Raw genomic sequence first — 24,234 nt, forward strand, 5'->3', positions numbered from 1 at the left:
GGCACGCGGTCAGCCATCAATCGAGCTGCTCGATGCCCTCCATGCGGATCTGCTCGAGATCTAGCCGAGCCGAGATCCGATAAACGACGAGATCATCGACTGTGCCTGCGCGGCGCAGTTCCCGCAACACCACTCGCTCGTGCTCGAGCACCGCAAGCTTGAGTCGGACGAGTTCCTCATGATGTGTGAGTGGTGAACGCTGCGCCATATCGACGTCTGTCGAGGTGGCGATCATCTGCAACGTCGTGCCATCTCCGACGTCGTCACCGACGACTCCGCCCACACCACCACTCGAATCAGCCAGCACCTCGGACGTACCGACGAGCGGATCCGGTGCGCCGAGCAGGTCTTCCATCGCACCGACTTCGGCATCGATGAGCGCGCGCTCCCTGGCCATCGAGCGAGCATTCGCCAATTCGAGCATCTCGTACCCGTCGCGGCGAACTCGATCACGCACCTCATCGCTGATTCCGTGCTCGGACGCCAGCTGATCGAGTGCGGCCATCGCGGCTCCAGAGATCGCACGTTCGGCGAGCTCGAATTCCTCGTCTTGGGCATGATCGACCGGGTACCCGGCCCAGCGCACCACCGCAGGAAGCAGTGGCCCCTGTACGAGCAGGCTCAGTAAAATCACGCCGGCGGTCACGAAGAGGATCTCGTCGCGTCCGACCAGTGCGGAGCCGTCGGGCATCGCGAGCGGGACGGAAAGCGCAATCGCCAGAGAGACGCCGCCACGCATTCCGGCGACGGTGCTGACGATCTGCATGCGAGTGCGAAGACCCCTCGGGTGCGCCGTGCCTCCGCCGATGAGCTGGAACGGCACAGCCAGAAGCTGGAAGAGAAAGCGCACCACAAGCAGCGTGATCCAGGCAGCCACCGTGGCCAGCGTCAGCCATCCGATCATACGGAAGGAGGTCTGGTGCACGACCCACTGCACCTCCAGCCCGATCAGCACAAAGAGCGCGCCGTTGAGGATGAAGACACCGAAGGGCCAAGCCGCCTCGGCCTGACGGCGCGAGGCTGCGGTGGTGACCTGCGAGCTGAGGTACGCCGCGATCAGTCCCGCGACCACCACAGCGAGCACCCCGGAGGCCCCGATCATCTCGGCGATCAGGAAACTGGTGAACGGCAACAGCAGCATGGTCACGTTGATCGTGATCGTCGTACGCACTCGCCGCAGCAGCAACCAGGCAGCCGCAGCGGCCACCACCCCGACAGCGATGCCGCCGAGATAGGAGACCACGACCGTCCAGGTGACCATGAGCGGTGTGACGTTGCCGCCGACCGCGAGGGATATCGCGATCGCGTACAACACGAGCGCGGTGCCGTCGTTCGTGAGGCTCTCGGCCTTCAGCTTCATGAATGCACGCTGTGGCAGCAATCGACCGAGGGCTGCGACGGCCGTCGCATCCGGCGGTGCCACGGCCGCCCCGAGGATGAGGGCGATCTCCCACGGCAGACCGAAAAGCACTGCCACTCCAGCGACTGCGAACGCCGAGGCAACGACCAGCAGCGTGCTCATCGGCAGGATGTAGCGGAAGTCCCGCCGGATGGAGCGCAGCGACGTCGTGAGGCTCTCCCAGAACAGCATCACCGGCAGGAACAGCAGCAGCACGGTCTCCGGCGGCAACTGCACTTCGCGTAGCGCCGGCACGAATCCGAGCAGCAGACCGAAGATGACCAGCACAAGCGGGAGCGCAAGGCGCACCCGCGGCGCGAGCATCGTTCCTGCCAGGATTGTCAGCCCGAGCAGGACCGTGATCTCAAGACCTTCCATGCGGCCACCCGATCTGCCGTCGCAGACGAGCGCAACGTGCTCAGGACACAGCACCCGTCATGCTCACGGTATTCCCACCCCGCCGTCGACGAAAGGCCTTCCGCCGACGAGACGGTCAGCTCGAGGCGCTGTAGTCCGGCAGCTCCTGAAGCGTCCAGGTGTTGCCGTCAGGGTCGTCGAAGGTGACGAAACGGCCCCACGCCTGCTCGTCGACACCCTCAGCCGCGACGTCGGCCTCGCGCAGCTGCGCCAATGCCTCATCAGCGTTCGGCACCACAACCTGAATCGTGTTCTGCTGTCCCGGCTCGAGATCGTTGCCGAGGCCCGTCCCGAACGCGATCGAGCAGGCTGATCCGGGCGGCGTCATCTGAACGAAGCGCAGTCCCTCGACGGGAGTTTGATCGTGGTCAGCGTTGAAACCGATCTTTAGGTAGAAGTCTTTCGCGCGGTCGACGTCAGTGACCGGCACAAAGATGAGTTCTATTTTCCAATCCATGATGTTCTCCTTCTGGTGAGCGTCGTCGCCCGACCAGCATCAAAGTTACGCGCGGGGTCCGACATCGAACAGATGCAGCGTCAGATCCAGCCCTTGTCCTGCGCCATCCGCACGGCCTGCGCGCGGTTGGCCGCTCCAACTTTGCCAATCGCCGCGGACAGGTTGTTGCGCACCGTTCCGGCAGAAAGGAATACTTCGGATGCGATTGCCGCAGCGCTGCGCCCGTCGGCGGCGAGCCGCAGCACCTGCTGCTCGCGCTCGCTGAGCGGATTCGCTCCCTCGAACAGACTCGCCTCGGCAAGCGCCGGATCGACGACTCGCAGACCGGCGTGCACACGTCGCACGGCATCGGCGAGCTGCTCGACCGGGGCATCTTTCACCACGAAGCCGCTGGCACCGGCGTCCAATGCCGCACGCAGATAGCCGGGCCTGGCGAACGTCGTCACGATGAGGACGCGTGTATGCGCACTGGCAGCACGCACGGCCTGCGTCGCCGCGATGCCATCCATACCGGGCATCTGGATGTCCATCAGGCACACATCCGGCGCCGTCTGTGCGACCAGCTCCACGGCCGCCTCACCGTCTCCGGCGACACCCACGACAGTGAGATCGTCCTCAAGCTCCAGCAACGCGGCGAGCGCGCCGCGCAGCATCGCTTGATCGTCCGCGATCACCAGTCTGATCTGCTTCGCGTCGGTCACCAGGCCACCTCCACGTGAGTACCACCGGTCTCGCCCGAACGCACGGTGAGCGTTGCGCCGCCGATCGTCGCGCGCTCGCGCATCCCGCGCACACCATTGCCCTCGCCGCCGGCGAAGCCGCGTCCGTCATCGATCACGGCGAAGCTGCCCGGTTTGATGCGCACCGTCACCGTCTGCGCTCCTGCGTGCCGTAGCACGTTGGTTGTCGCCTCACGGAGGATCCAGCTCGCTGTCAACGACTGCGCGGGTGAGAGCACGCGAGCATCCCCTTCCACCTCCATCGCCACGTCAGCGGACTGCAGCGCGTCGCCGCACGAGGTCATTTGTTCGATCAGTGCCGCGCTGCGCACGCCCGCGACCGTGGCACGAACACCCGCGATGGCCTCTGCCGTGAGAGATTCAATATCGGCCAGCTCAGCCTTGGCACGCTCCGGGTCGCTGTCGATGAGCTTGCGGACGAGTTGCGCCTTCAAGCTCACCACGGTCAGCGAATGACCGACCAGGTCGTGCACATCGCGAGCGACAGCCTCGCGCCCCTCGCTCGTCGCGAGCTCAAGTCCCAGGCTCTCGGCCTCGGCAGAGCGGATGATCAGCGTCGTCGAAACGGTGTTGACTACGGCGAGCAGCACCATGATCGCAAGCACTGTCAGATAGGTCATCCCGTCTGGAGTAAGGAACACCACTGCTGCGGTGACCGCGATACCTGCACCGCTGGTGACCCAGTGTGCGATGCGCGTAAGTCCGTATGAGGCGAACGACATGATGAATGGGAGAAAACTCAATGCCGATCCGCCGACTGCCGGAACCGTCAGAACCGTGCAGACAATCAGTGACGCGAAAACTGCCCATTGAATCGGCTTCGGCGGCGATGTCAGTCCGCCGCCGCCGAAGCTCATCCCGTTCATGAAGCCGGCGACATAGATCACGACAAAAGCACCCAGCGCGACCCAACCAGTAACGATCCAGGCCGGCGCGGCATCCGCGCGCAGCAGCGCCAACACTGGATACACCAGGAAGACCAGCCAGACGGCCGCCATAACCCAACCGAACCGCTCCCAGGGTGAGCTTGCGCCGGCACGGTCATGACGGCTGAATGGCGCCGCCCACGCGGCAGGCGCGACACCGGCCGCGGCCGCCGCTGATGCTTCACGCGCGCCTTGAGTCACATCATCCGTCATGGTTTCGACCCTATCGGCGAGAACGCGAGCGCTTGATGCCAGCCGCCACGAGTACAGCGAACAACGCGAGCCACACGATGATGTTCAGCACGACCGCCCACAGTGGGTCGGACTGACCGGTCGTGAGCGCGCCATCGGTGAGTGGCCAACGACTCAGCGAGACGAAACCATACAGCGGGGTGAAGCGGGCGATGTCGAGCATCACGCCATCGAGGGGCATGAAGACGTTGCCGAAGAACGCGAAGAACGTCATCGAGATGGATGCCAGCGCCGCTGCTGTGTCGGGATTGAAGAACAGCCCGACACCGAGTCCGTACAGGCCGTACATCAGCCCGAGCCCGAGGATGATCCCCGCCGATGCTCCCCAGCGCCAGGCGTCAGTGCTCTCGGCGCCGGTCAGCATTCCAGCGGCGAAGACCGCCAGCACAGCGAGCGCCGCGAATGCCACTGCGGTCACCAGTTTCGTCAGTGCGTACCCCACTGTGCCGAGCGGAGTCATCGCCAGCTGCCGGCCCCAGCCCTGCTTCGATTCGGAGGCGGCAAGCGAGGTGATCGAGCTCATCGCGACGGCACCTCCGTATGCGGCCATAGACACCATCACGTAGAACGCGACGTTGCCGTGCCCCATGGACGTCGAGCCGTAGGACATGCTCGCGCCGAACAGCAGGTACATCGCCACCGGCATCCCGAGCGTGAATGCGAGTGTGTAGGGGTTGCGAATCTGGCGCAGTGCTTCGATACGCAGCATCGTGGGTGAGATCGACATGGTCATGATCAGTTCTCCGTCAGGGCTGTGAAGGCGGTTTCAAGGGTGGGGGCGGCGATCTCTAGATCGTGCGCCCCAGAATTCAAGAGAACGGATGCTGCGGCATCCGAGTCCGTCGCGCGCAGGCTCACGCGCTCACCGTCGACGCGCACTTCCGTGATTCCGTCGGTCTCATTCAGCGTCCGCACCAGGTAATCCGCGTCGGTCGCCGGAAGGTTCGCGGCAAGTGTGCGCCCGCCGAGGTTCGCGCGCAGTTGAGCGGTAGGGGCATCCGCAACGATGCGGCCGTGGTGCATGACCACGGTGCGGCGGGCGAACTGCTCGGCCTCTTCGAGGTAGTGCGTTGCGAAGATGATGGTGCGCCCGGCATCCGCATCCGCGCGCATGACGTCCCAGAAGTGTCGACGGGCGGTGACATCCATGCCTGCGGTCGGCTCGTCCAAGACGAGGATGTCCGGATCGGCGACCAGCGCGAGTGCGAACTTCACACGCTGTTGCTCGCCGCCCGAGCACTTCGCGATCCGGCGGCGAGCCAGCGGCTCCAAGTCGGTGGCGGCGAGAACCTCGGGTACGCGGCCGAGCGCCTCAGGGCCGTGCAGGGATGCGATGACCTCGACCGTCTCGCGGACAGAGAGGTCTGACAGCAGACCGCCGGTCTGTAGCACTGCAGCGATGGCACCAGACTTTGCCGCCTTCGCCGGTTGCTCACCGAAGACCGAAACGGTGCCGCCGCTGGGGTCTGCGAGGCCGAGCAGCATGTCGAGCGTGGTCGTCTTTCCCGCACCGTTAGGGCCGAGCAAAGCGACTACCTCGCCGCGGCGGATGCTGAGATTCAGGCCGTCGACCGCTTTCACGGCTCGGTCGCCAGCGCCGAAGTGCTTCTGCAGCCCTTCGATGGCGATGACGGTGTCGGATGCGGTGGCGCTGAGTCGCGGGGAGGCCAGGGTTTCCTGTGCTGTGCTCATGCTTACAGCCTGGCTGGTGCGTCCGCTCGATTCCGGAGGGCGCTGTCACGTCGTTCACATGACACGTGTCACGTTCTCACCGACTTCTCGCAGCCGAGCGCGACGGGCGGAGCACGGGTCAGGCGGGGAGGAACACCCCCGACAGGAATGCGTCCAGCTCGTCCGTCGCCTCCAGCGGCAGCACCGCGGCGACGTACTGGTCTGGGCGCACGACCACGACGACGCCATCGCGTGACAGCTCGCGCTCAGAGAAGATGTCCGTCTTCGACCACGCATTGGGAGCCGCGGTATAGACCTTCTCCCAGTCGGTCAGCCCCAGCGGCCCCGTCTTCGGCAGCAACAGTGCCGGCACCGAAAGAATGTCGATGTCTTCGAACGCCTGCTGATAAATCGCCTTCACGTCGAACACGGCATCCGCATCGGCGTCCGCCGGCGTGTACCGGGCGAGGACCGGCGAGACGGCCGACGCCCACGGCGCGAGCTTCTCCCCCGCGGCATCCGCGAAGGCGTACACACGCCAACGCCCGTCGGCCCTGGCGTGATGGCCGAGATGCACGATATTCCCGTCGCACACCCGAACCACCTCGGCCGACTTGAAGCGCCGCCCGATCGGGAACCCGGCGGCGAGCGCCTGGTGTTCATCGGAGCCGGTAATCGCCGACGGCGTGTAGTGCGTCATGAAACCGGACGGGAACTCGGCCGTGGCCAGATAATAATTCGACAACTCCTGCGGGTCGGAGATCTCCTCCGGTTTACGCGCCATCAGCGAAGACCACTCACGATCGAAGTCGATCAACTGCTGCGCGACCGGCTGCCGCTCGGCTGAATACGTCGACAGCAGCGACTCGGGGCTGCGTCCGGTGAGCACCGATCCGAGCTTCCAACCCAGGTTGAATCCGTCCTGCATTGACACGTTCATCCCCTGCCCTGCCTTGGCGCTGTGCGTGTGGCAGGCATCGCCGGTAAGGAAGACACGCGGGTGACGATCGACGTCGCCGCCGACATCGTCGAAACCATCAGTGACGCGGTGCCCGACTTCGTACACGCTCGACCAGGCGATCTCCTTCACATCCAGCGAGTACGGATGCAGGATCTCGTTGGCCTTGGCGATGACCGCCTCAATCGGAGTCTGGCGCACCTGGTGGTTATCGTCCTCGGCGACCTCACCCAGATCGACGTAGACCCGGCTGAGATAGCCGCCCTCGCGCGGAATATGCAGGATGTTACCGGCCTGCGCGTTGATCGCGCACTTGGTGCGCCAATCCGGGAAGTCGGTGTTCACGAGCACGTCCATGACGCCCCAGGCATGCGCGGAGAACTCTCCGACGTGGGTGCGTCCGATCGCCTCGCGCACGCCGCTGCGCGCGCCATCGCTACCGACGACATACTTGGCTCGGATGGTGCGCTCGCCCGCGGCATCCCGCACGCGCACCTCGATCGGGGACTCACCCTGGTCTGTGATCGTCAGCCCGAGAAACTCCACGCCGTAGTCCGGAATGATCCGTCCAGGGCCGTGCGCGGCGGCCTCCGCGAAGTAGTCCAGCACGCGGGCCTGGTTCACGATCAGGTGCGGGAACTCACTGATCTTGAGGCCGTAGTCCTCGGTACGCGTGGTGCGAATGATGTCGCCAGGGTTCTCCGGGTCAGGTCCCCAGAAGTTCATGTAGGCGATGTTGTACGCCTCGGCCGTGATCCGCTCTGCGAAGCCGAAGGCTTGGAACGTCTCGACGCTGCGTGGCTGGATGCCGTCGGCCTGGCCGAGCACGAGGCGGCCATCGCGCTTCTCGATGACCCGGGTGGTGATGTCCGGAAACTGCGACATCTGTGCAGCCAACAGCATGCCAGCGGGGCCGGAGCCGACAATGAGCACGTCCGTCTCATCCGGCAGTTCGCCAGGGCGATCGACCCCGGTGCCAGACGCCTCGACGATGCGTGGGTCCTGCGAGACGTAGCCGTGGTGGTGGAACTGCATCGAAACTCCTTCAGAAAATCGAGAGACGGGGCGGATGCCACAGGCATCCGCCCCTGATGAGATTCAGGCCCTCGCGAAGCCGTAGATCGGGCTCTTCGCCTGCTCTTCCTCGTGGTCAGGACCGAGCGGGATACCACTGCGATCACGCAGCAGCAACGTGGCGATCAGGCCGATCACCGTCATCCCGGCGAGGTACCAGGTCACCATGTCGGTCGAGCCGGTCGCTTTCACGATCGCCGCGGCGATCGTCGGAGCGAACGCACCGCCGACGATCGCGCCGATCGCGTACGAGATCGAGACCCCAGAGAACCGAATGGATGCGGGGAACAACTCGGTGTACAGCGCCGCCTGCGGACCATAGGTGAAGCCGAGCCCGATCGTGAGAATCGCAAGACCGAGGAACAACAGCCAGACGTTTGCCGTGTTCACGAGCGGGAACAGGAGGAAGACACCCACCAGCTGCAGGACCCAGCCGGTGATATAGGTATTGCGGCGACCGATCTTGTCGGAGATCCATCCGCCGAGAAGCGTGCTCAGCAGCCAGGTGACAGCGGAGCCGGTAACCGCCCAGAGCACGGGTCCGAATTCGAGAGCGATCGGTCCGTCCTCGGCAGTCGCGTAGCGCTGGACGAAGCCGCCGGTGGTCATGTAGCCAATCGCGTTGTTTCCGGCGAAGACGAGCGCGGCGATGATGACGAGCGGCGTGTGCTTGCGGAACAGCTGCACGATCGGCATCTTCGCCTTCTCCTTGCGCTCGGCGAGCTCAAGGAATACCGGGCTCTCCTCGACGTTGCGACGCACGTAGTAGCCGACCAGGATCAGTACGACGCTGAGCAGGAACGGAATGCGCCAGCCCCACGCGAGGAATTGCTCCCCGGGTGCGATCGCGGTCATGATCGCCATGACACCGGATGCCAGCAGAAGTCCCAGCGGCACGCCGATCTGCGGCGAGGCACCGAAGATGCCGCGGCGCTTCTTCGGCGCATGCTCGACGGCCATCAGGACGGCGCCGCCCCATTCGCCACCCGCCGAGATGCCCTGCAGAATGCGCAGGATCACGAGCAGGATGGGGGCACCGATGCCGATGACCTCGTCTGTCGGCAAGACGCCGATCAGGGCTGTCGCGGCCCCCATCAGGATCAGCGTCCACATCAGCACTCGCTTGCGTCCCAGCTTGTCGCCGAAGTGACCGGCGAGGAAGGCGCCAAGGGGCCGGAACAGGAAGCTGATGCCGACGGTCGCAAAGCCGAGGATCACGGAATCGGTGCCGAGAGACGAGAAGAACAGCTGCCCGAAGACCAGGCCAACCGCTGTTGCGTAGATGAAGAAGTCGTACCACTCGACAGTGGTTCCGACGACTGTGGCGAAGACGACGCGACGGCGATCCGCCGCGCTGGCGATGGTGCCTGTCGGCGTGAAGCCGGGCTGATCAGTCATTGAATGCTCCTTGGATGACGTCGTTGTCACGGGCAGCAGATGCATGCTTGCAACCCACTGCCAGGATGATATACGATTTCGAATACGTCGCACAAGAGCGTCGTACAGACGCAAGGAGGCGCCCAACGTGACGGACTCGATTGCCCGCCCCGGCAAGATCATCGCGATCCACCTCAGTTACGCGTCCCGTGCTGATCAGCGTGGCCGGCGCCCCGCGCATCCTTCCTATTTCTTCAAGGTCGCAAGCTCGATCGCACCGTCCGGTGGCACCGTCGAACGGCCGGCCGGTACCGAGCTCCTCGCCTTCGAAGGTGAGATCGCGCTGATCATCGGCACTCCTGCCCGCCACGTCCGCATCGAGGATGCCTGGTCGCACGTCGCATCCGTCACCGCCGCGAATGATCTCGGCCTCTACGACCTGCGCGCGAACGACAAAGGTTCCAACGTCCGCTCCAAGGGCGGCGACGGCTACACGCCGCTCGGCCCGCGCCTGATCGACGCGCGAGCAATCGACCCGACCGGCATCCGTGTTCGCACCTGGGTCAACGGCGAGCTCCGCCAGGACGACACTTCGGACGGGCTCATCTTCCCGCTCGCGCAGTTCGTGGCCGACCTCTCCCAGCACTTCACCCTCGAGACCGGCGATGTCATCCTCACTGGCACCCCGGCCGGATCCTCCGTGATCGTGCCCGGCGACGTCGTCGAGATCGAGGTGGATGCCCCAGATGCACCGGGAGCCCCGACATCCGGCCGACTGGTTACCACCGTCACGCAGGGCGACGTGCCGTTCGACGAGACGCTCGGATCGATGCCAGCCGTCGACGACGTGCAGCGCACCGAGGCGTGGGGTTCGGCGGAGGCCGCTGGGCTCCTCCCCAGCGCACCGACCGGCACCGTGCTCTCCCCCGAACTTCGCGCCAAGCTCGAGGCTGCTCCCACTGCCGGCCTCTCCGCACAACTACGCAAACTCGGCATCAACGCCTGCATCATCGACGGTGTGCACGCGGCCCAGCCCGGCATGACACTCGTTGGCACCGCAAAAACGCTGCGGTTCGTGCCCGGCCGCGAGGATCTGTTCAAGACTCATGGCGGCGGATACAACGCGCAAAAGCGCGCGTTCGACACAGTCGGTGAGGGCGAGGTCATCGTGATCGAGGCCCGAGGCGAATCGGGCTCCGGCACCCTCGGCGACATCATGGCTCTGCGCGCGCAGGCGCGGGGAGCGGCCGGTATCGTCACGGACGGCGGCGTGCGCGACTACGACACCGTCGTCGAGATCGGACTTCCGGTGTTCTCGCGCGGTGCACATCCGGCGGTGCTCGGACGCAAGCACGTGCCGTGGGAGTACGACGTGGCCGTCGCCTGCGGAGGAACCACCGTCGAGCCCGGCGACATCATCGTCGGCGACGGAGACGGCGTGATCGTCATCCCGGCCGCTCTCGCAGAGCAGGTCGCCGACGCCGCACTCGCCCAGGAGACAGAGGATGCCTGGATCGCCGCGCGCGTCGCTGAAGGCTACGGCCTGGACGGGTTGTTTCCGATGAACGCCGAATGGCGTGCGAAGTACGAAGGCAGCCGCCCATGACACAGGTCATCATCAGCAAGTCGCAGCGCGCGTACCACTGGATCAAGGAGCGCATCGCGGGCCAGACCTACACCCCCGGCTACCGGCTCGTCCTTGGCGCGATCGCTGGAGAGCTCGACATGAGCGTCGTGCCGGTGCGTGAGGCGATCCGTCAACTCGAAGCCGAAGGGCTCGTGCACTTCGAGCACAATGTCGGCGCCAGAGTCGCGATGGTCGACGATGCCCAGTATCGGCACAGCATGGAGGCACTCAGCATCCTGGAGGGCAGCGCAACGGCCATGTCCGCCCCCCATCTGAGCGCCGACGATCTGAAGTTCGCCCGCGCGATCAATGCTCAGATGATCGAGACTCTCGATCACTTCGACCCACCGTCGTTCACACGCCTCAACCAGCAGTTCCACGCGGCGCTCATCGCCGCGTGCCCGAACCCGCGACTACAGGAGCTCGTGACAGTCGAGATGGCGCGCCTGAACCGACTGCGCGATTCAACATTCAACTTCGTGCCCGGCCGCGCACATGAGTCGGTGCGTGAGCACGAGAACATCGTTGCCCTGATCGAGAACGGCGCCCCGATCATCGAGATCGAACGCGTTGCGCGCCAGCACCACGCAGCCACCCTTGACGCCTACCTCACGAAGAAGCACCCCGACGAAGCCGTCGGCATGCACGTCCACTGACACCGGAGGAACCATGACTGATTCACGCATCCCCGCAGAGCTCCCCGATCACATCCAGCACTACATCGATGGCGAGTTCGTCGACTCGATCGACGGCGACACCTTCGACGTGCTCGACCCGGTGACCAACGAAAACTACACCACAGCATCCGCAGGCAAGAAGGCCGATATCGACCTCGCCGTCGCCGCCGCCACGCGCGCGTTCCAGGACGGTCCATGGCCGCGGATGCTCCCCCGCGAACGCTCACGCGTGCTGCACCGCATCGCCGACATCGTCGAATCGCGCGATCAGCGCCTCGCAGAGCTCGAGAGCTTCGACTCCGGCCTGCCGATCACACAGGCGCTCGGTCAGGCACGCCGTGCGGCCGAGAACTTCCGCTTCTTCGCAGATCTGATCGTCGCCCAGGCGGATGACACCTTCAAAGTGCCCGGACGTCAGATCAACTACGTCAACCGCAAGCCGATCGGCGTCGCTGGCCTCATCACGCCATGGAACACGCCATTCATGCTCGAGTCGTGGAAGCTCGGACCGGCTCTCGCGACCGGCAACACCGTCGTGCTCAAACCCGCGGAGTTCACGCCGCTTTCCGCATCCCTGTGGGCTGGAATCTTCGAGGAGGCAGGACTGCCAAAGGGCGTCTTCAACCTTGTCAACGGACTCGGAGAGGATGCCGGCGACGCCCTGGTCAAGCATCCGGATGTGCCGCTGATCTCCTTCACCGGTGAAAGCAGCACCGGGCAGTTGATCTTCGCCAACGCGGCACCGTTCCTCAAAGGTCTCTCGATGGAACTCGGCGGCAAATCCCCCGCAATCGTCTTCGCCGATGCCGACCTGGATGCCGCGATCGACGCGACCATCTTCGGGGTATTCTCGCTCAACGGCGAGCGCTGCACTGCCGGCTCCCGCATCCTCGTCGAGCAGTCGATATACGAGGAGTTCGTGGAGAAATACGCGGCTCAAGCGAAGCGTGTCAAAGTCGGACTGCCGAACGATCCGACCACGGAGGTCGGCGCACTCGTGCATCCAGAGCACTACGACAAGGTCATGAGCTACGTGGAGATCGGCAAGACCGAGGCGCGCCTGGTCGCCGGTGGTGGGCGCCCGGAGGGCTTCGAAACGGGTAATTACGTCGCCCCGACCGTATTCGCCGATGTCTCACCCGACGCGCGAATCTTCCAAGAGGAGATCTTCGGCCCCGTGGTCGCGATCACGCCATTCGCTTCCGATGAAGAGGCGCTGGCACTGGCGAACAACACCAGGTACGGCCTGGCCGCGTACATCTGGACGAATGACCTCAAGCGCGCGCACAACTTCGCGGGCGACCTCGAGGCGGGCATGGTGTGGCTGAACAGCAACAACGTGCGCGACCTCCGCACCCCGTTCGGCGGCGTGAAGGCCTCCGGTCTCGGCCACGAGGGCGGCTATCGTTCGATCGATTTCTATACCGACCAGCAGTCCGTGCACATCACACTCGCTGAGTCACACTCCCCCACCTTCGGCAAGAACTGACCCTTCCAGCAAGGACGCTGACATGACCAACCGTGAAGACATGACCCTCACCTCCTCGGGATACTACGTATCGCAGGAGGCGCCGATTCACTCTGACAACCCCGTCGCCACACCGACGAGCACTCCCCCTGACATCCTGCGCTGCGCGTATATGGAGCTCGTGGTCACCGACCTCGCAGCATCCCGCCAGTTCTACGTCGACGTGCTCGGACTGTATGTCACCGTTGAGGACGACGAGGCGATCTACCTGCGCTCCACAGAGGAATTCATCCACCACAATCTGGTGCTGCGCAAGGGTCCGATTGCCGCCGTCGCCGCGTTCTCGTATCGCGTGCGCAGCGCGGAGGATCTCGACCGCGCCGTCGAGTTCTACACCGAGCTCGGATGCCGCGTCGAGCGGCGCCCGGACGGCTTTGTCACGGGCATCGGCGATTCGGTGCGCGTGGAGGATCCGCTCGGCTTCCCCTACGAGTTCTTCTTCGAGACCACACACGTGGAGCGGCTGTCCTGGCGCTACGACCTGCACACGCCGGGCGAACTCGTACGCCTGGACCACTTCAACCAGGTCACCCCCGACGTGCCGCGCGCTGTCCGCCACTACCAAGACCTCGGATTTCGCGTCACGGAGGACATCCAGGATGAGGACGGCACCGTCTACGCCGCGTGGATGCGCCGCAAGCCCACTGTCCACGACACCGCCGCGACCGGCGGTGACGGCCCGCGTATGCACCACGTCGCGTTCGCGACCCACGAGAAGCACAACATTCTCGCGATCTGCGACAAGCTCGGCGCGCTCCGCCGATCGGATGCGATCGAGCGAGGTCCCGGTCGCCACGGTGTGAGCAACGCGTTCTACCTGTATCTGCGCGACCCCGATGGGCACCGCGTGGAGATCTACACGCAGGACTATTACACCGGCGACCCGGACAACCCCGTCATCACCTGGGACGTCCATGACAACCAACGCCGTGACTGGTGGGGCAACCCCGTCGTTCCGAGCTGGTACACCGACGCGTCCCTTGTGCTCGACCTTGACGGCAGTCCCCAGCCCGTTATCGCCCGCACCGATGCGAGCGAGATGGCGGTAACGATCGGCGCCGACGGCTTCTCGTACACTCGCAAGGGCGAAGAGATGCCAGAGTACAAACAGGGTGAGTACAAGCTAGGCCACCAGCTCTAAGGAGTGAGAATGCTGTCACCTGACGTGATCGCGCGGATCGCGGATGAGTTCGCTGAAGCCGAGCAGAACAACGCAGTGATCCCCCGGATCACGGCGCGGTTCCCGGATGCCACAATCGAGGATTCCTATGCCATTCAGGGCATATGGCGTGACAAGAACCTCGCAGCCGGGCGCACGCTCATCGGTCGCAAAATCGGACTCACCTCGAAGGCAATGCAGCAGGCGACGGGAATCACTGAACCCGACTACGGCGTCATGTTCGACGACACCGTGTATCCGTCGGGTGCGGAGATCCGCTTCGATGATTTCTCGAACGTACGGATCGAGGTCGAACTCGCCTTCGTGTTGAAGCATCCACTTGAAGGTCCTGACTGCACACTCGATGATGCCCTCGCAGCAATCGACTATGCCGTGCCCGCGCTCGAGGTACTGAACTCGCACATCGAGCTCGAGGGACGCACGATCGTCGATACGATCAGCGACAACGCCGCGTACGGCGCGATGGTGCTCGGCGACGTGCACAAGCGGCCGGACGAGATCGACCTGCGCTGGGTGCCTGGTGTGCTCTCCCGCAATGGTGAGATCGAGGAGACCGGTGTCTCCGCCGGCGTCCTCGGACATCCGGCCACCGGCGTCGCGTGGCTCGCGAACAAGTTCCACCAGCACGGTGCGCGGCTCGAGGCCGGGGAGATCATCCTCGCGGGTTCGTTCACCCGTCCGATGTGGGTGTCCAAGGGCGATGACGTGCTGTGCGACTACGGACCGATGGGAAAGATCACATGCCGATTCATCTAGAACCCGCGCCGTCGTTTCGCGATCGACTCGCGGATGCTTCTCGGCCGCTGGTGGGCGCATGGATCTGCTCCGGCAGCCCGATCGCCGCGGAGATCGTCGCCGGATCAGGCCTGGACTGGACGCTGATCGACGGCGAGCACAGCCCGATCGGCCTGGAATCGACGCTCGCCCTGCTGCAGGCCGTCGCGCCGTACCCGATCACACCCGTGGTGCGGGTGCCGTCGGCAGACGCGACGCTGATCAAGCAGTTCCTCGACCTCGGTGCGCAGAACCTGCTGGTGCCGATGGTGAACACCGCCGACGAAGCGTCGGCTGCTGTCGCGGCGACGCGCTATCCGCCCCGCGGCATCCGCGGCGTCGGCAGCGCGCTGGCGCGCGCCGGGCAGTTCAACCGCATCGAGAATTACCTGCAGCGTGCACACGAAATCACCTCACTCACTGTGCAGATCGAGACGGATGCCGCGGTGCGCAACGCTCGCGCGATCGCCGAGGTCGATGGCGTGGATGCCGTGTTCATCGGCCCCAGTGATCTGGCCGCATCCATGGGCCTTCTCGGGCAGCAGGAGCATCCTGACGTCGTCGCAGCGGTAGAGCAGACCATCGCGACGGTCCGCGAAGCAGGAAAACCCGTCGGCGTGAACGCGTTCGCCCCTGCGACGGCTCGCCGCTACCTCGAGGCCGGAGCATCCTTCGTCCTCGTGGCCGCTGACGTATCGATCCTCGCGCGTGCGACCGAGAAGCTCGCAGCCGACTGGATACCGGACGCCACGGCTAGCGAACAGAAAAGCACCGAGCGCGCCAGCTACTGATCGTCACGATGCAAGACCACGCCGAGACCGCAGCGAATCGTCGCAGTCTCGGCGTGGTTGTGCATCAGAGGCTGACGAGGAACAGGACGAGCGCCATCACGACACCGGAACCCAGCAGCGTGATGAAGGTATACCCGAGGATGTCGCGCATCTTCAGTCCTGCGATCGCCAGCACCGGCAGCGCCCAGAACGGCTGGATCATGTTGGTCCACTGGTCGCCGTAGGCCACCGCCATGACCGCAATTGCCGGATCGACGCCGAGCTGGTTGGCGGCATCCAGCATGATCGGCCCCTGCACCGCGAACTGACCCCCGCCGGACGGCACGAAGAAGTTGACGATGCCAGCTGAGAGCAGGGCCAGCACGCCGAACGTGGTCGGCGTGGCGATCGAGACGAACGCGTCGGAGAACAGTGCAATCAAACCTGACGAAGCCATGATGCCGAGAATGCCCGCGTACAGCGGGAACTGCAGGAGAATCTCACCGACGTTGGATGCCGCTTTCTTGGTGAGATGGATGAGCTCGAACGGGTTGCGCACCAGCAACAGGATCAGTGCCAGGAACGACCAGTTCACGATGTCGAGGGTGAGTGTGCCTCCCCCTACGAAGTGCACGATGAGGTAGATGACCAGCCCCACGCCGACAATCGTCGTCAGAATGCGCGACGCGTCGATGCGGTCAGCCGGAGTGACGATTTCATCGTCATACTCATCCGTCTCCTCAGAGCCGACACTCGCGGGAAGCTCGAAGATCGGATCGTTCTTCTTCGGCCGGATGAGGAACATCAAGAAGGCGACGACAACGATGACGCCGAGGGCAGCGAGCATGTTCCAGGTCGAGAACGTCGTCTCGGTGATCGGCAGCACCTCACCGCCGAGACTCGGCGCGAGGAAGGAGTCCGGCGTGGCGGCCGTCAGCGGACCGGAACCCGAGTACCCCATGTGCCAGACGACGAAGCCCGAGTATCCGGAGGCCACCAGCAACGGGAAGTGCACTTTCAGTCCGCGCTTGCGCGCCTCGACCGCGATCTCACGGGCAAGCAGCGTGCCGACGATGAGTCCCAGACCCCAGGTGATGAGACTCGCGATCGCGGCGATGACGAACACGAAGACGTATGCGAAGCCGGCGTTGCTGGGCACCCGTGCGAGCCACCGCAGCAGCTTTTGCACCGGGCGCGTGTTGGCGAGCATGTAGCCGAGCAACAGAATCAGACACATCTGTGTCATGAAGGCCAAAAGCCCGGAGAGCCCGTCACCCCACCCCTTCACCACGTCGACGGGACTGGTCTGCGTGAGCGTCATCGCAAGGACCGCCACGATGAGTGTCAAGACAATCGCGAAGGTCAGGGCGGAGGGGATCCACCGCTCCAAGAACCGGTTGATCGGTCGCATGACACCCCGAGAACGGTGCTCTTCTTTGATTTGTGACACGTTGAACTCCTTCGTTCAATAGCCGAATACGCTTTCACCTTAGCAACGGGATCCCACCCAACGTGGGAGCGAACTAGGGTGGATTTATGTCCCGTCTGCTGGTGGTGCACCACTCTCCGACGCCGAGGCTCAGAACCATCTCCGCGGCGGTGTTACGCGGTGCCCGCACCGCAGAGAGCGAAGGCGTGGAGATCATCGAAAGCGCCGCTCTCGATGCGAGTGCCGAGGATCTGCTCAACGCGGATGCCGTCGTTTTCGGCACGACGGCGAACTTCGGGTACATCTCCGGCGCTCTCAAGCACTTCTTCGATACCACTTTCAATGAGACGCACGCACAAACAAAGGGCCGACCCTTCTCCTACTGGATCCACGGCAGCCACGACACCACCGGCGCCGAGAGGGCGATGCAGTCGATCACGACCGGCTACGGCCTCCGACTCGCCGCCACACCTGTGGTGTTCACCGGCGACATCGACGACGAGCATCTGGCACGTGCCGAAGAGCTGGGTGCGAGCGTCGCCTGGACGCTGACGATCTAATCTCGCACAGCGCGACAGCTCCCGTGAAAGCGGTTTCTCCGCTAGCATGCCATCATGCCTGCCGTGACTGCCGATCGCCCGCACAAGCACGCCCGTCTCGCGTCGATCCTTGACGCGCACGGTGTCGATCGCATGCTGCTGACCGGGCCGGAGAACCTCGCCTGGTACTTCGACGGCGCCAGGGTGCAGGTGCCGATCGGAGGCGCCGCGGTATGCTCGGCGATCATCCATCGCGACGGCACCGCCATCGTCACCGCTCTGGAGAATGAGGCAGAGCGACTACAGGCCGAGGAGATCGCCGGGGCCGAGTTCCAGCGCATCCCCTGGTTCGAATCGCTCGCAGATACCCCGCAGGGAACACTGATCGACAGTGACATCGCCGATGAGCTGCGCCAGGCACGCGCAGCGCTGCTTCCCGCCGAGCGCACGCGCTATGCACAGCTGGGTCAGGATGCCGCAGTAGCAGTCACAGCGGCGCTGCGAGCGAGCACAGCCGACATGACAGAGCACGAACTCGCCGCGGAGCTCGGCCGCGCCGTGCTGTCGATGGGAGCGACGCCCGCAGTCATCCTCGTCGCTGGATCGGCGCGCGGCGGTGTGCAGCATCCGCTTCCCACCGGTGCGTCACTCGGGGATCACGCTCTCGTCGTCGTCACGGCCGTCCGTCATGGACTGCACGCCAGCTTCAGTCGCTGGGTACGATTCCGCGGCCATGAGAGCGACCAGGAACGCCGGCTCCGTCTGGTGGAAGCCGACATCTTCGCGGCCACCAGGCCCGGGCGTGATTTTGCGGATGTGCTGACCGACATTGCTTCCGCATACCAAGCCCACGGCTTCGGGAGCGCGCAAGAACCAGCCTGGCGCGCGCACCACCAGGGCGGCCCTACCGGCTATCTGGGTCGCGATCCGAAGATCTCCCCCACCAGTGCCGGTCGCGTGGTCTCCGGTGGCGCGTTCGCCTGGAACCCCTGGGTGCCGCATGCCAAGCTCGAAGACACCGTGATCATCGATGATGCCGGCCCCACCGTGCTGACCGCCGACCCCGCGTGGCCGACCGTCGACGTACGCGGCATCCCGCGCCCCGTCGCACTTGACCTGACCTGACCCTCCTGAGACCGCCGGAGATCACCATGCGCCTCGAAGACATCCAGATCCGAGACCCGTTCGTCCTGCACGACCAGGCCTCCGGCGACTACTGGCTGTTCGGCAGCACCGACACGAACATCTGGAACGGGCCGGCGACGGGTTTTGACACCTATCGCAGCAGCGACCTGGAAACCTGGCACGGGCCGATCCCGGCGTTCCGTCCCGCCGAGGACTTCTGGTCACATACCCAGTACTGGGCTCCCGAGGTGCACCCATACGAGGGCGCGTTCTACCTGCTTGCAACCTTCACCGCGGAAGGATATCGCCGCGGCACCCAGATTCTGCGTGCCGTTCATCCGGAGGGGCCGTATGAACCCTGGTCGAACGAACCGGTCACCCCGCGCGAGTGGGAATGCCTTGACGGCACGCTGCACGTCGAAGATGGCATCCCCTATCTGGTTTTCTGCCACGAGTGGAAGGACGTCGGCGACGGCGAGATCCATTCCGTGCGCCTCACCGAGGATCTGCGCACCACGATCGGCGAACCCCAACTGCTGTTCCGCGCCTCCGAAGCACCGTGGGCGCGCAGTATCCCGCGCCCAGAGTTCCCGCAGGTCTTCGTCACCGACGGCCCCTCGATGCACCGCACCGCAGACGGCCGTCTGCTGATGCTGTGGTCGAGCTTTGGCGATGCCGGCTACGCCATGGGCGTGGCGACGTCGACGTCCGGCAGTATCGCCGGCCCGTGGGTGCAGTCCGAACTCCCATTGTGGCCGGCCGACGGCGGGCACGGAATGATTTTCACGGATGCAGGCGGCACGCTGCTGCTGACCCTGCATACCCCGAACCGCACGCCGGACGAGCGCGCGCGCTTCTTCCCGCTTGAAGAGACGCCAGAGGGTCTGCGGCTCAGAACACCGGCGAAATGAACTCCACTGACGAGCGGCCAATGACGTTACCGCCCGCGAGCGTCACCCGCTCATTCGGCGCGATCTCGAGCTGAACAGTTCCGGCCGGAAGTACGAGCGCGCCTGCGACCGGCTGTGCGGCGAGTCCGATGATCGACGTGACCTCTCCCGCGGCATCGGTCTGGACCCGCCATCCGCGCGGAAAGGAGAATACCGGCAGCCCGTCCTTGAGTACGTCCACCAAGTCGTCGTCTGCCGTGAGCTCCCAGGAGACATCGTGGATGACGCGCGCATAGCCGACCGCCTCGGCCGCGGCGGCATGTTCCAGCCGCGTCGGTGCGAATCCCGAGAACCACAGCGTGCCGTCAGATCGCTCCAGCACCCCGCTGTATCGCTCCACGGCATCCAAGAACCACAGGATCGACGGCGAATACACCTCGGTGAAGCCCGCGTCTCCCGACCAGGGATCCAGGCACTGCGGGAACCGGTCGGCGACCGCAAGCGCTGCCAGTACTGGCCCCGCGGTCAACGTGAGCTCGGCCACATGGCCGTGCTGCTCGAATGCCTCTGGCGCGCGCAATTGTGCGAGAAAGTTCACCGGGCCACCCCAGGAATTGCGAGATGAATCGTGGTCGAAGCGAGGGTCATCCATCGCGATCGTGGTGAAGCCGTGATGCGCAAGGAATCGCCGGGTGTTCATCAGGTGACGGCGCAGAGCTTCTGCGAAGAAAGCCTCGTCACCGACTTCGCAGGCCAGCACGCGAAGCAACACATCTGATGCGATGCGCACGAAACGTCCTGAACGATCCCGGTCGTAAAACATCCCGTCGACCTCGTCGAAGCACTGTTCCCAGAGCGCGTCGAGAGATGCGGATGCGCGGTCCCGCCATGGCGTGCCGTCCTCCCCCAACTCATCGGCGATCACCGCCAAGTAGGCGCGCTGGCATGCGACGTTCGCTGTGAGATCCGGGGCGATGTATGGCACACCCGATGCGGCCGGATCCACCTGACGGGCATCACCCCGGAACGCGCGATCGGGGGCGAACCAGAACCGAGGCGAGAGATCGTGTCCGGTGTCGAACGCACAGAACGCTTCAACTGCGCCGATGCCCGCGGTGTCGCGGTAACGTGCCAGCCATTCGTCGTAGCGCACCATCGCGTCATACATCGTGCGCAGCAGACCGCGATCACCGGTGCGCTGAAAGTGTCGCCACACGACTCTGGCCAGCGGCGTGACGATTTGGATCTGACTGAATCCGGCGCCCGAAGGCGTCACCTTGTACGGGATCATCCCGTCGTCACGCTGCAGGGCTGCGAACTGCAGCAGTGTGTCGCGGCCGATGCCCGGTGCGAAGCGGTCGAGGATCTCGACGTTGATGGTGCCGGTGCTTTCCAGCCAGCATCCGTCGTAGACGCCACCCTCGTTCAGTACCGGTGGTCCGTCGATGGGGCGGATGCAGCGCGTGAGATCGGCGAGTGCGTCATGCCAACGCTGCTCGAGCGGCCCACCGATCGCGACGAAGCGGATGCCGGATGCTTCGAGTCCCTCCCCCAGAGGGGTGCCCGAAAGCCCGGCACGATCGATCGGGTTTGCCGCGCGTAGACGGTGCAGGGCCTCGGCCCGCGCAGTCGCTGTCATGTCCGCCTCCTGAAGACGTCAGTGGGGCGCGGGCGGCATAGACACCACCCGCGCCCCGATAATTCGCAGATTACTGCAGTGCTGCCCCCAGCTCATCGATGAAGCGTTGCGCCGCCTCCTGAGCAGTGGCACGGCCGAAGAGAACTTCAGACTCCATGCGCTGCGCGAGCTCGTTCAGGATCGAGCCACCGGCCGGCTGCGGCGGCGCGACGACGCCCTCGGTCAGCACAACGTCGACGTAGTCCGCCGCGACCTGGCTGGGCCCGCTCAGCAGTGGAGCGACCACCGCGAGGGTGTCGGGGTTGAACGGCACACCGCGGGTGTCAAGGATGAGCTCGGCAGCGGCGGGTTCGTTCAGGAACCAGCTCGCGAGCAGAGCCGCAGCCTCGGGGTGCTTGCTCGCCGCGTTGATCGACCAGAACGCCGAAGGCAACAGTGCCACGCCGGAGACGTCGGTGTCGGACGGCGGCAGCATTATCTGCACGTCTTCTCCGCCGCCGGCGTACACACCCATCAGGTTGCTGTAACCGAAGGTGACCGCGGCCTGACCGAGCGTGAACGGCTGCTGGTCCGGCGGGAGCGCCCAGTTTGCGGTTACGACCGTTGGGTCAGGTAGTGCCCCGCCCTCGAGCAATTGCTTTTCGATCTCGAACCAACCGGCGATGTCGTCGACATCGACGCCGAGCTGGCCGTCCCAGTCGTAAATGCCAACTTCGCTGACCTGCCCGGCGTAGGTACCCAAGATGTCCTGGACGCGCAGGTCGATGCCGTAGATGGGCTTACCGTCTGCGTTGACCAAACCTGCGCTGCCGATCGCGTTCGACGCCTCGATCAGGTCATCCCAGGTCCACCCGTCGGCCGGCACCTCGACTCCGGCCTGCTCGAAGATGTCGGCGTTGATGAAGGCTGCCGTCGCGTTGCCGCCGGTGGGCAGCCCGTACAGCTTGTCATCGACCAGTGCATTGGTGAGCGAGAAGTCCGGATAGTTGCTGGTTTCCAGCTGCTCACTGACTGTGGCCAGGTCGAGCAGAGCGCCGAGGCCGCCGTATTCCTGCGGCTTCGCGCCGCCGAGTGCGAACACGTCGGGGGCAGTGTCACCGCCTGCTGCGAAATCGGTCGCGAGGCGGTTGAACAGGTCATCGGGTGAACCGACTGGCGTCTCCACCACCGTGATGTTCGGGTACTCGTCTTCGAACAGATCGATGACCTCGCCGAACAGCGTGGCGCGGTTGTCATCTCCCCACCAGGAGATCTCGAGCTCGATGTCCTCGTCGGGATCAAACCCGCCTCCGGTGGCGGTGGTGTCTGTCCCTGCAGAGCAGCTGGTGAGTACAAGTGCCGTGGCCACGGCGGCAGAGCCGATGGCCACGCGGGAACGCGTAGTACGCATCATTGCGCCTCTTTCGGATTGGGGCCGCTGCCATGGCGGCCGAACGTCTGTCGGGTTTTCAGAGCGCGTTTTCGCCTCGATGATCCATCACTGGAGAAACCGCTTTCTCGAGTGAAGCTAGCATCCGCCGAGAAGTGTGTCAATCGATTATGCGGAGTTGACAACAAATAGAGACATCACTCCAGCGCAGCCGTCATCTCGTCGACGAATGCATCGCCTCGAACCGCCGTCAAGAGGTCGGCGAGAAGCTCAGGGAGCAATGCCGGAAGAGTCGCGCACCTCGACACGAGGCTGGAACACCACGTTCTGACCGGGCTGCCCACCCTCAATGAGGTCGTGCATCCGCCCCCATGCGAGCACACCCAGATCGGCGTGCGACACCGACGCCGTCGTCAATGCGGGGGCGAGATACTGCGCCAGCGGAATGTCATCGAAGCCGGTCACCGAGATGTCTTCGGGCACGCTCAGACCGAGCGTTCGCAGCCCACCGATCAGCCCAATCGCAACGAGATCGTTGAACGCCAGCGCAGCCGTGGCTCGACTGTCACGCACAGCGGCGGCCGCCTCGCGACCATCATCCGAGCTCGCGCCAGCGGGAATCCGCGCGATGGTCACATCAGGGTGAGCACGCTGGAAATCATCGAGCCCCAGCTCGCGGCGGGCGTTGGATGCGCTGCCCTCCGGGCCGAAGACATAGGCGAAACGACGATGCCCCAGTCCGTGGAGGTGCTCGGCCAGCTCGACGATTCCGGCGCGGTAGTCGATTGACAACGATGGCGCCGTGATCTCCGGCACAGATCTGTTGATCAGCACCAGCGGATGCAGTTGCGCGGCGAGCGCGGTCAGCTCTGCCTCCGGCATCCGGGGCGCACAGAGCACGATGGCGTCCGTGCGGCGGCGAATCTCGAGCGCGAGCGCCGCTTCGTCCTCAGGAGACTCGGCCGAGTCAGCCACCAGCACCCGATACCCATCCAGGGCCGCGGTCTTACTCAGCCCAGCCAGCACCGACTGAAAGGCGGGGTTCGCGAGATCCGGTACGACGAATGCAACCGCGTGAGTGCGTCCGAGGGCAAGACTGCGCGCCAGCGGGCTCGGCGCGTAGGCGAGCTCCACTGCGGCCTTTCGCACGCGCTCGGCAACGCCGGGTTCCCCTGCAAATCTACCGTTCATCACACGGGAGACTGTGGCTGGCGAAACGCCAGCAAGGCGCGCCACATCTGCGATCGTGACGCTTGCGCGCTGCGCGGTCATTCGCTGCCCTCCGCCCAGGACAGGTGCCCGGTCAGTGCCACCATACCCGCGTCGGCTTGACGAATCGGCACGGACACGTCAATAATCGAATCACTCGTGAAACCGCTTTCTCGAGTGGGGTTGTCGGCACCCCCTACGGCACCG

The 24,234-nt window shown here is 64.8% G+C and carries 21 protein-coding genes; 9 read left to right on the forward strand and 12 right to left on the reverse strand.

What is annotated here, in order from left to right:
- Nucleotides 1-16 precede the first annotated feature (16 nt).
- The 8 genes from ACSU1G_RS27930 to ACSU1G_RS27965 all read right to left on the reverse strand — a co-directional run bounded on the left by ACSU1G_RS27930 (nucleotide 17) and on the right by ACSU1G_RS27965 (nucleotide 9,292).
- Nucleotides 17-1,777, reverse strand: a complete 1,761-nt coding sequence (locus ACSU1G_RS27930; protein WP_439283795.1) for a Na+/H+ antiporter — start codon at nucleotides 1,775-1,777, stop codon at nucleotides 17-19.
- Nucleotides 1,778-1,892: 115 nt separating this feature from the next.
- A complete protein-coding gene (locus ACSU1G_RS27935; RefSeq protein ID WP_439283797.1) occupies nucleotides 1,893-2,273 on the reverse strand; it encodes a VOC family protein in 381 nt (126 codons plus the stop codon).
- A gap of 80 nt (nucleotides 2,274-2,353) precedes the next feature.
- Nucleotides 2,354-2,974: a response regulator gene (locus tag ACSU1G_RS27940; RefSeq protein ID WP_439283799.1), complete on the reverse strand. Its 621-nt coding sequence runs from the start codon at nucleotides 2,972-2,974 to the stop codon at nucleotides 2,354-2,356.
- Nucleotides 2,971-4,152 carry a sensor histidine kinase gene (locus tag ACSU1G_RS27945; protein WP_439283801.1) on the reverse strand — a complete coding sequence of 394 codons (1,182 nt, stop codon included), beginning with the start codon at nucleotides 4,150-4,152 and terminating at the stop codon, nucleotides 2,971-2,973. The genes ACSU1G_RS27940 and ACSU1G_RS27945 overlap by 4 nt, the downstream gene beginning before the upstream one ends.
- Before the next feature lie 10 nt (nucleotides 4,153-4,162).
- Nucleotides 4,163-4,924 carry an ABC transporter permease gene (locus ACSU1G_RS27950; protein ID WP_439283803.1) on the reverse strand — a complete coding sequence of 254 codons (762 nt, stop codon included), beginning with the start codon at nucleotides 4,922-4,924 and terminating at the stop codon, nucleotides 4,163-4,165.
- A 2-nt stretch (nucleotides 4,925-4,926) separates the two neighbouring features.
- Entirely contained in the window at nucleotides 4,927-5,883 is a 957-nt protein-coding gene (locus ACSU1G_RS27955) for an ABC transporter ATP-binding protein (RefSeq protein WP_439283805.1), read from the reverse strand.
- Between the two features lie 118 nt (nucleotides 5,884-6,001).
- A complete protein-coding gene (locus tag ACSU1G_RS27960) occupies nucleotides 6,002-7,855 on the reverse strand; it encodes an FAD-dependent monooxygenase (protein WP_439283807.1) in 1,854 nt (617 codons plus the stop codon).
- A 63-nt stretch (nucleotides 7,856-7,918) separates the two neighbouring features.
- Nucleotides 7,919-9,292 (reverse strand): MFS transporter, encoded by a 1,374-nt coding sequence (locus ACSU1G_RS27965; RefSeq protein ID WP_439283809.1) that lies wholly within the window; start codon nucleotides 9,290-9,292, stop codon nucleotides 7,919-7,921.
- Nucleotides 9,293-9,419: 127 nt separating this feature from the next.
- Here ACSU1G_RS27965 and ACSU1G_RS27970 point away from each other — a divergent pair, with 127 nt between their 5' ends.
- The 6 genes from ACSU1G_RS27970 to ACSU1G_RS27995 are packed head-to-tail and all read left to right on the forward strand — an operon-like array spanning nucleotide 9,420 to nucleotide 15,848.
- Nucleotides 9,420-10,877, forward strand: coding sequence for a fumarylacetoacetate hydrolase family protein (locus ACSU1G_RS27970; RefSeq protein WP_439283811.1), 1,458 nt, complete (start codon nucleotides 9,420-9,422; stop codon nucleotides 10,875-10,877).
- The gene (locus tag ACSU1G_RS27975; RefSeq protein ID WP_439283813.1) at nucleotides 10,874-11,554 is read left to right on the forward strand and encodes a GntR family transcriptional regulator; all 681 of its coding nucleotides are present in this window, start codon (nucleotides 10,874-10,876) and stop codon (nucleotides 11,552-11,554) included. Before ACSU1G_RS27970 ends, ACSU1G_RS27975 begins: the two co-directional genes overlap by 4 nt.
- A 13-nt stretch (nucleotides 11,555-11,567) precedes the next feature.
- On the forward strand, nucleotides 11,568-13,064 hold the full coding sequence (hpaE, locus tag ACSU1G_RS27980) for a 5-carboxymethyl-2-hydroxymuconate semialdehyde dehydrogenase (RefSeq protein WP_439283815.1): 1,497 nt from the start codon (nucleotides 11,568-11,570) through the stop codon (nucleotides 13,062-13,064).
- A gap of 22 nt (nucleotides 13,065-13,086) precedes the next feature.
- Complete coding sequence (gene hpaD / locus ACSU1G_RS27985) at nucleotides 13,087-14,244, forward strand: 3,4-dihydroxyphenylacetate 2,3-dioxygenase (protein WP_439283817.1); 1,158 nt, start codon at nucleotides 13,087-13,089, stop codon at nucleotides 14,242-14,244.
- A gap of 9 nt (nucleotides 14,245-14,253) precedes the next feature.
- The gene (locus ACSU1G_RS27990) at nucleotides 14,254-15,039 is read left to right on the forward strand and encodes a 2-keto-4-pentenoate hydratase (protein WP_439283818.1); all 786 of its coding nucleotides are present in this window, start codon (nucleotides 14,254-14,256) and stop codon (nucleotides 15,037-15,039) included.
- Nucleotides 15,024-15,848, forward strand: coding sequence for an HpcH/HpaI aldolase family protein (locus tag ACSU1G_RS27995; protein ID WP_439283820.1), 825 nt, complete (start codon nucleotides 15,024-15,026; stop codon nucleotides 15,846-15,848). The genes ACSU1G_RS27990 and ACSU1G_RS27995 overlap by 16 nt, the downstream gene beginning before the upstream one ends.
- A gap of 64 nt (nucleotides 15,849-15,912) precedes the next feature.
- Here ACSU1G_RS27995 and ACSU1G_RS28000 read toward each other — a convergent pair whose 3' ends face one another.
- A complete protein-coding gene (locus tag ACSU1G_RS28000) occupies nucleotides 15,913-17,238 on the reverse strand; it encodes a short-chain fatty acid transporter (protein ID WP_439284010.1) in 1,326 nt (441 codons plus the stop codon).
- 125 nt (nucleotides 17,239-17,363) lie between these two features.
- On the opposite strand from ACSU1G_RS28000, the gene ACSU1G_RS28005 reads away from it, so the two are divergent.
- From ACSU1G_RS28005 to ACSU1G_RS28015, 3 genes are read left to right on the forward strand one after another with little or no spacing between them, the layout of a single operon-like run.
- On the forward strand, nucleotides 17,364-17,816 hold the full coding sequence (locus ACSU1G_RS28005) for a flavodoxin family protein (protein ID WP_439283822.1): 453 nt from the start codon (nucleotides 17,364-17,366) through the stop codon (nucleotides 17,814-17,816).
- Between the two features lie 54 nt (nucleotides 17,817-17,870).
- Nucleotides 17,871-18,920, forward strand: coding sequence for a M24 family metallopeptidase (locus ACSU1G_RS28010; RefSeq protein WP_439283823.1), 1,050 nt, complete (start codon nucleotides 17,871-17,873; stop codon nucleotides 18,918-18,920).
- Nucleotides 18,921-18,946: 26 nt separating this feature from the next.
- A complete protein-coding gene (locus ACSU1G_RS28015; protein ID WP_439283827.1) occupies nucleotides 18,947-19,831 on the forward strand; it encodes a glycoside hydrolase family 43 protein in 885 nt (294 codons plus the stop codon).
- Here the strand turns inward: ACSU1G_RS28015 and ACSU1G_RS28020 are convergent.
- From ACSU1G_RS28020 to ACSU1G_RS28030, 3 genes are all read right to left on the reverse strand, one after another.
- Complete coding sequence (locus ACSU1G_RS28020; protein WP_439283829.1) at nucleotides 19,812-21,449, reverse strand: MGH1-like glycoside hydrolase domain-containing protein; 1,638 nt, start codon at nucleotides 21,447-21,449, stop codon at nucleotides 19,812-19,814. The genes ACSU1G_RS28015 and ACSU1G_RS28020 overlap by 20 nt on opposite strands.
- A 70-nt stretch (nucleotides 21,450-21,519) precedes the next feature.
- Nucleotides 21,520-22,839 (reverse strand): ABC transporter substrate-binding protein, encoded by a 1,320-nt coding sequence (locus tag ACSU1G_RS28025; protein ID WP_439283831.1) that lies wholly within the window; start codon nucleotides 22,837-22,839, stop codon nucleotides 21,520-21,522.
- A 249-nt stretch (nucleotides 22,840-23,088) separates the two neighbouring features.
- Nucleotides 23,089-24,090: a LacI family DNA-binding transcriptional regulator gene (locus ACSU1G_RS28030; RefSeq protein WP_439283833.1), complete on the reverse strand. Its 1,002-nt coding sequence runs from the start codon at nucleotides 24,088-24,090 to the stop codon at nucleotides 23,089-23,091.
- Nucleotides 24,091-24,234 lie beyond the last annotated feature (144 nt).

This window comes from Microbacterium sp. A93, from assembly GCF_051842835.1.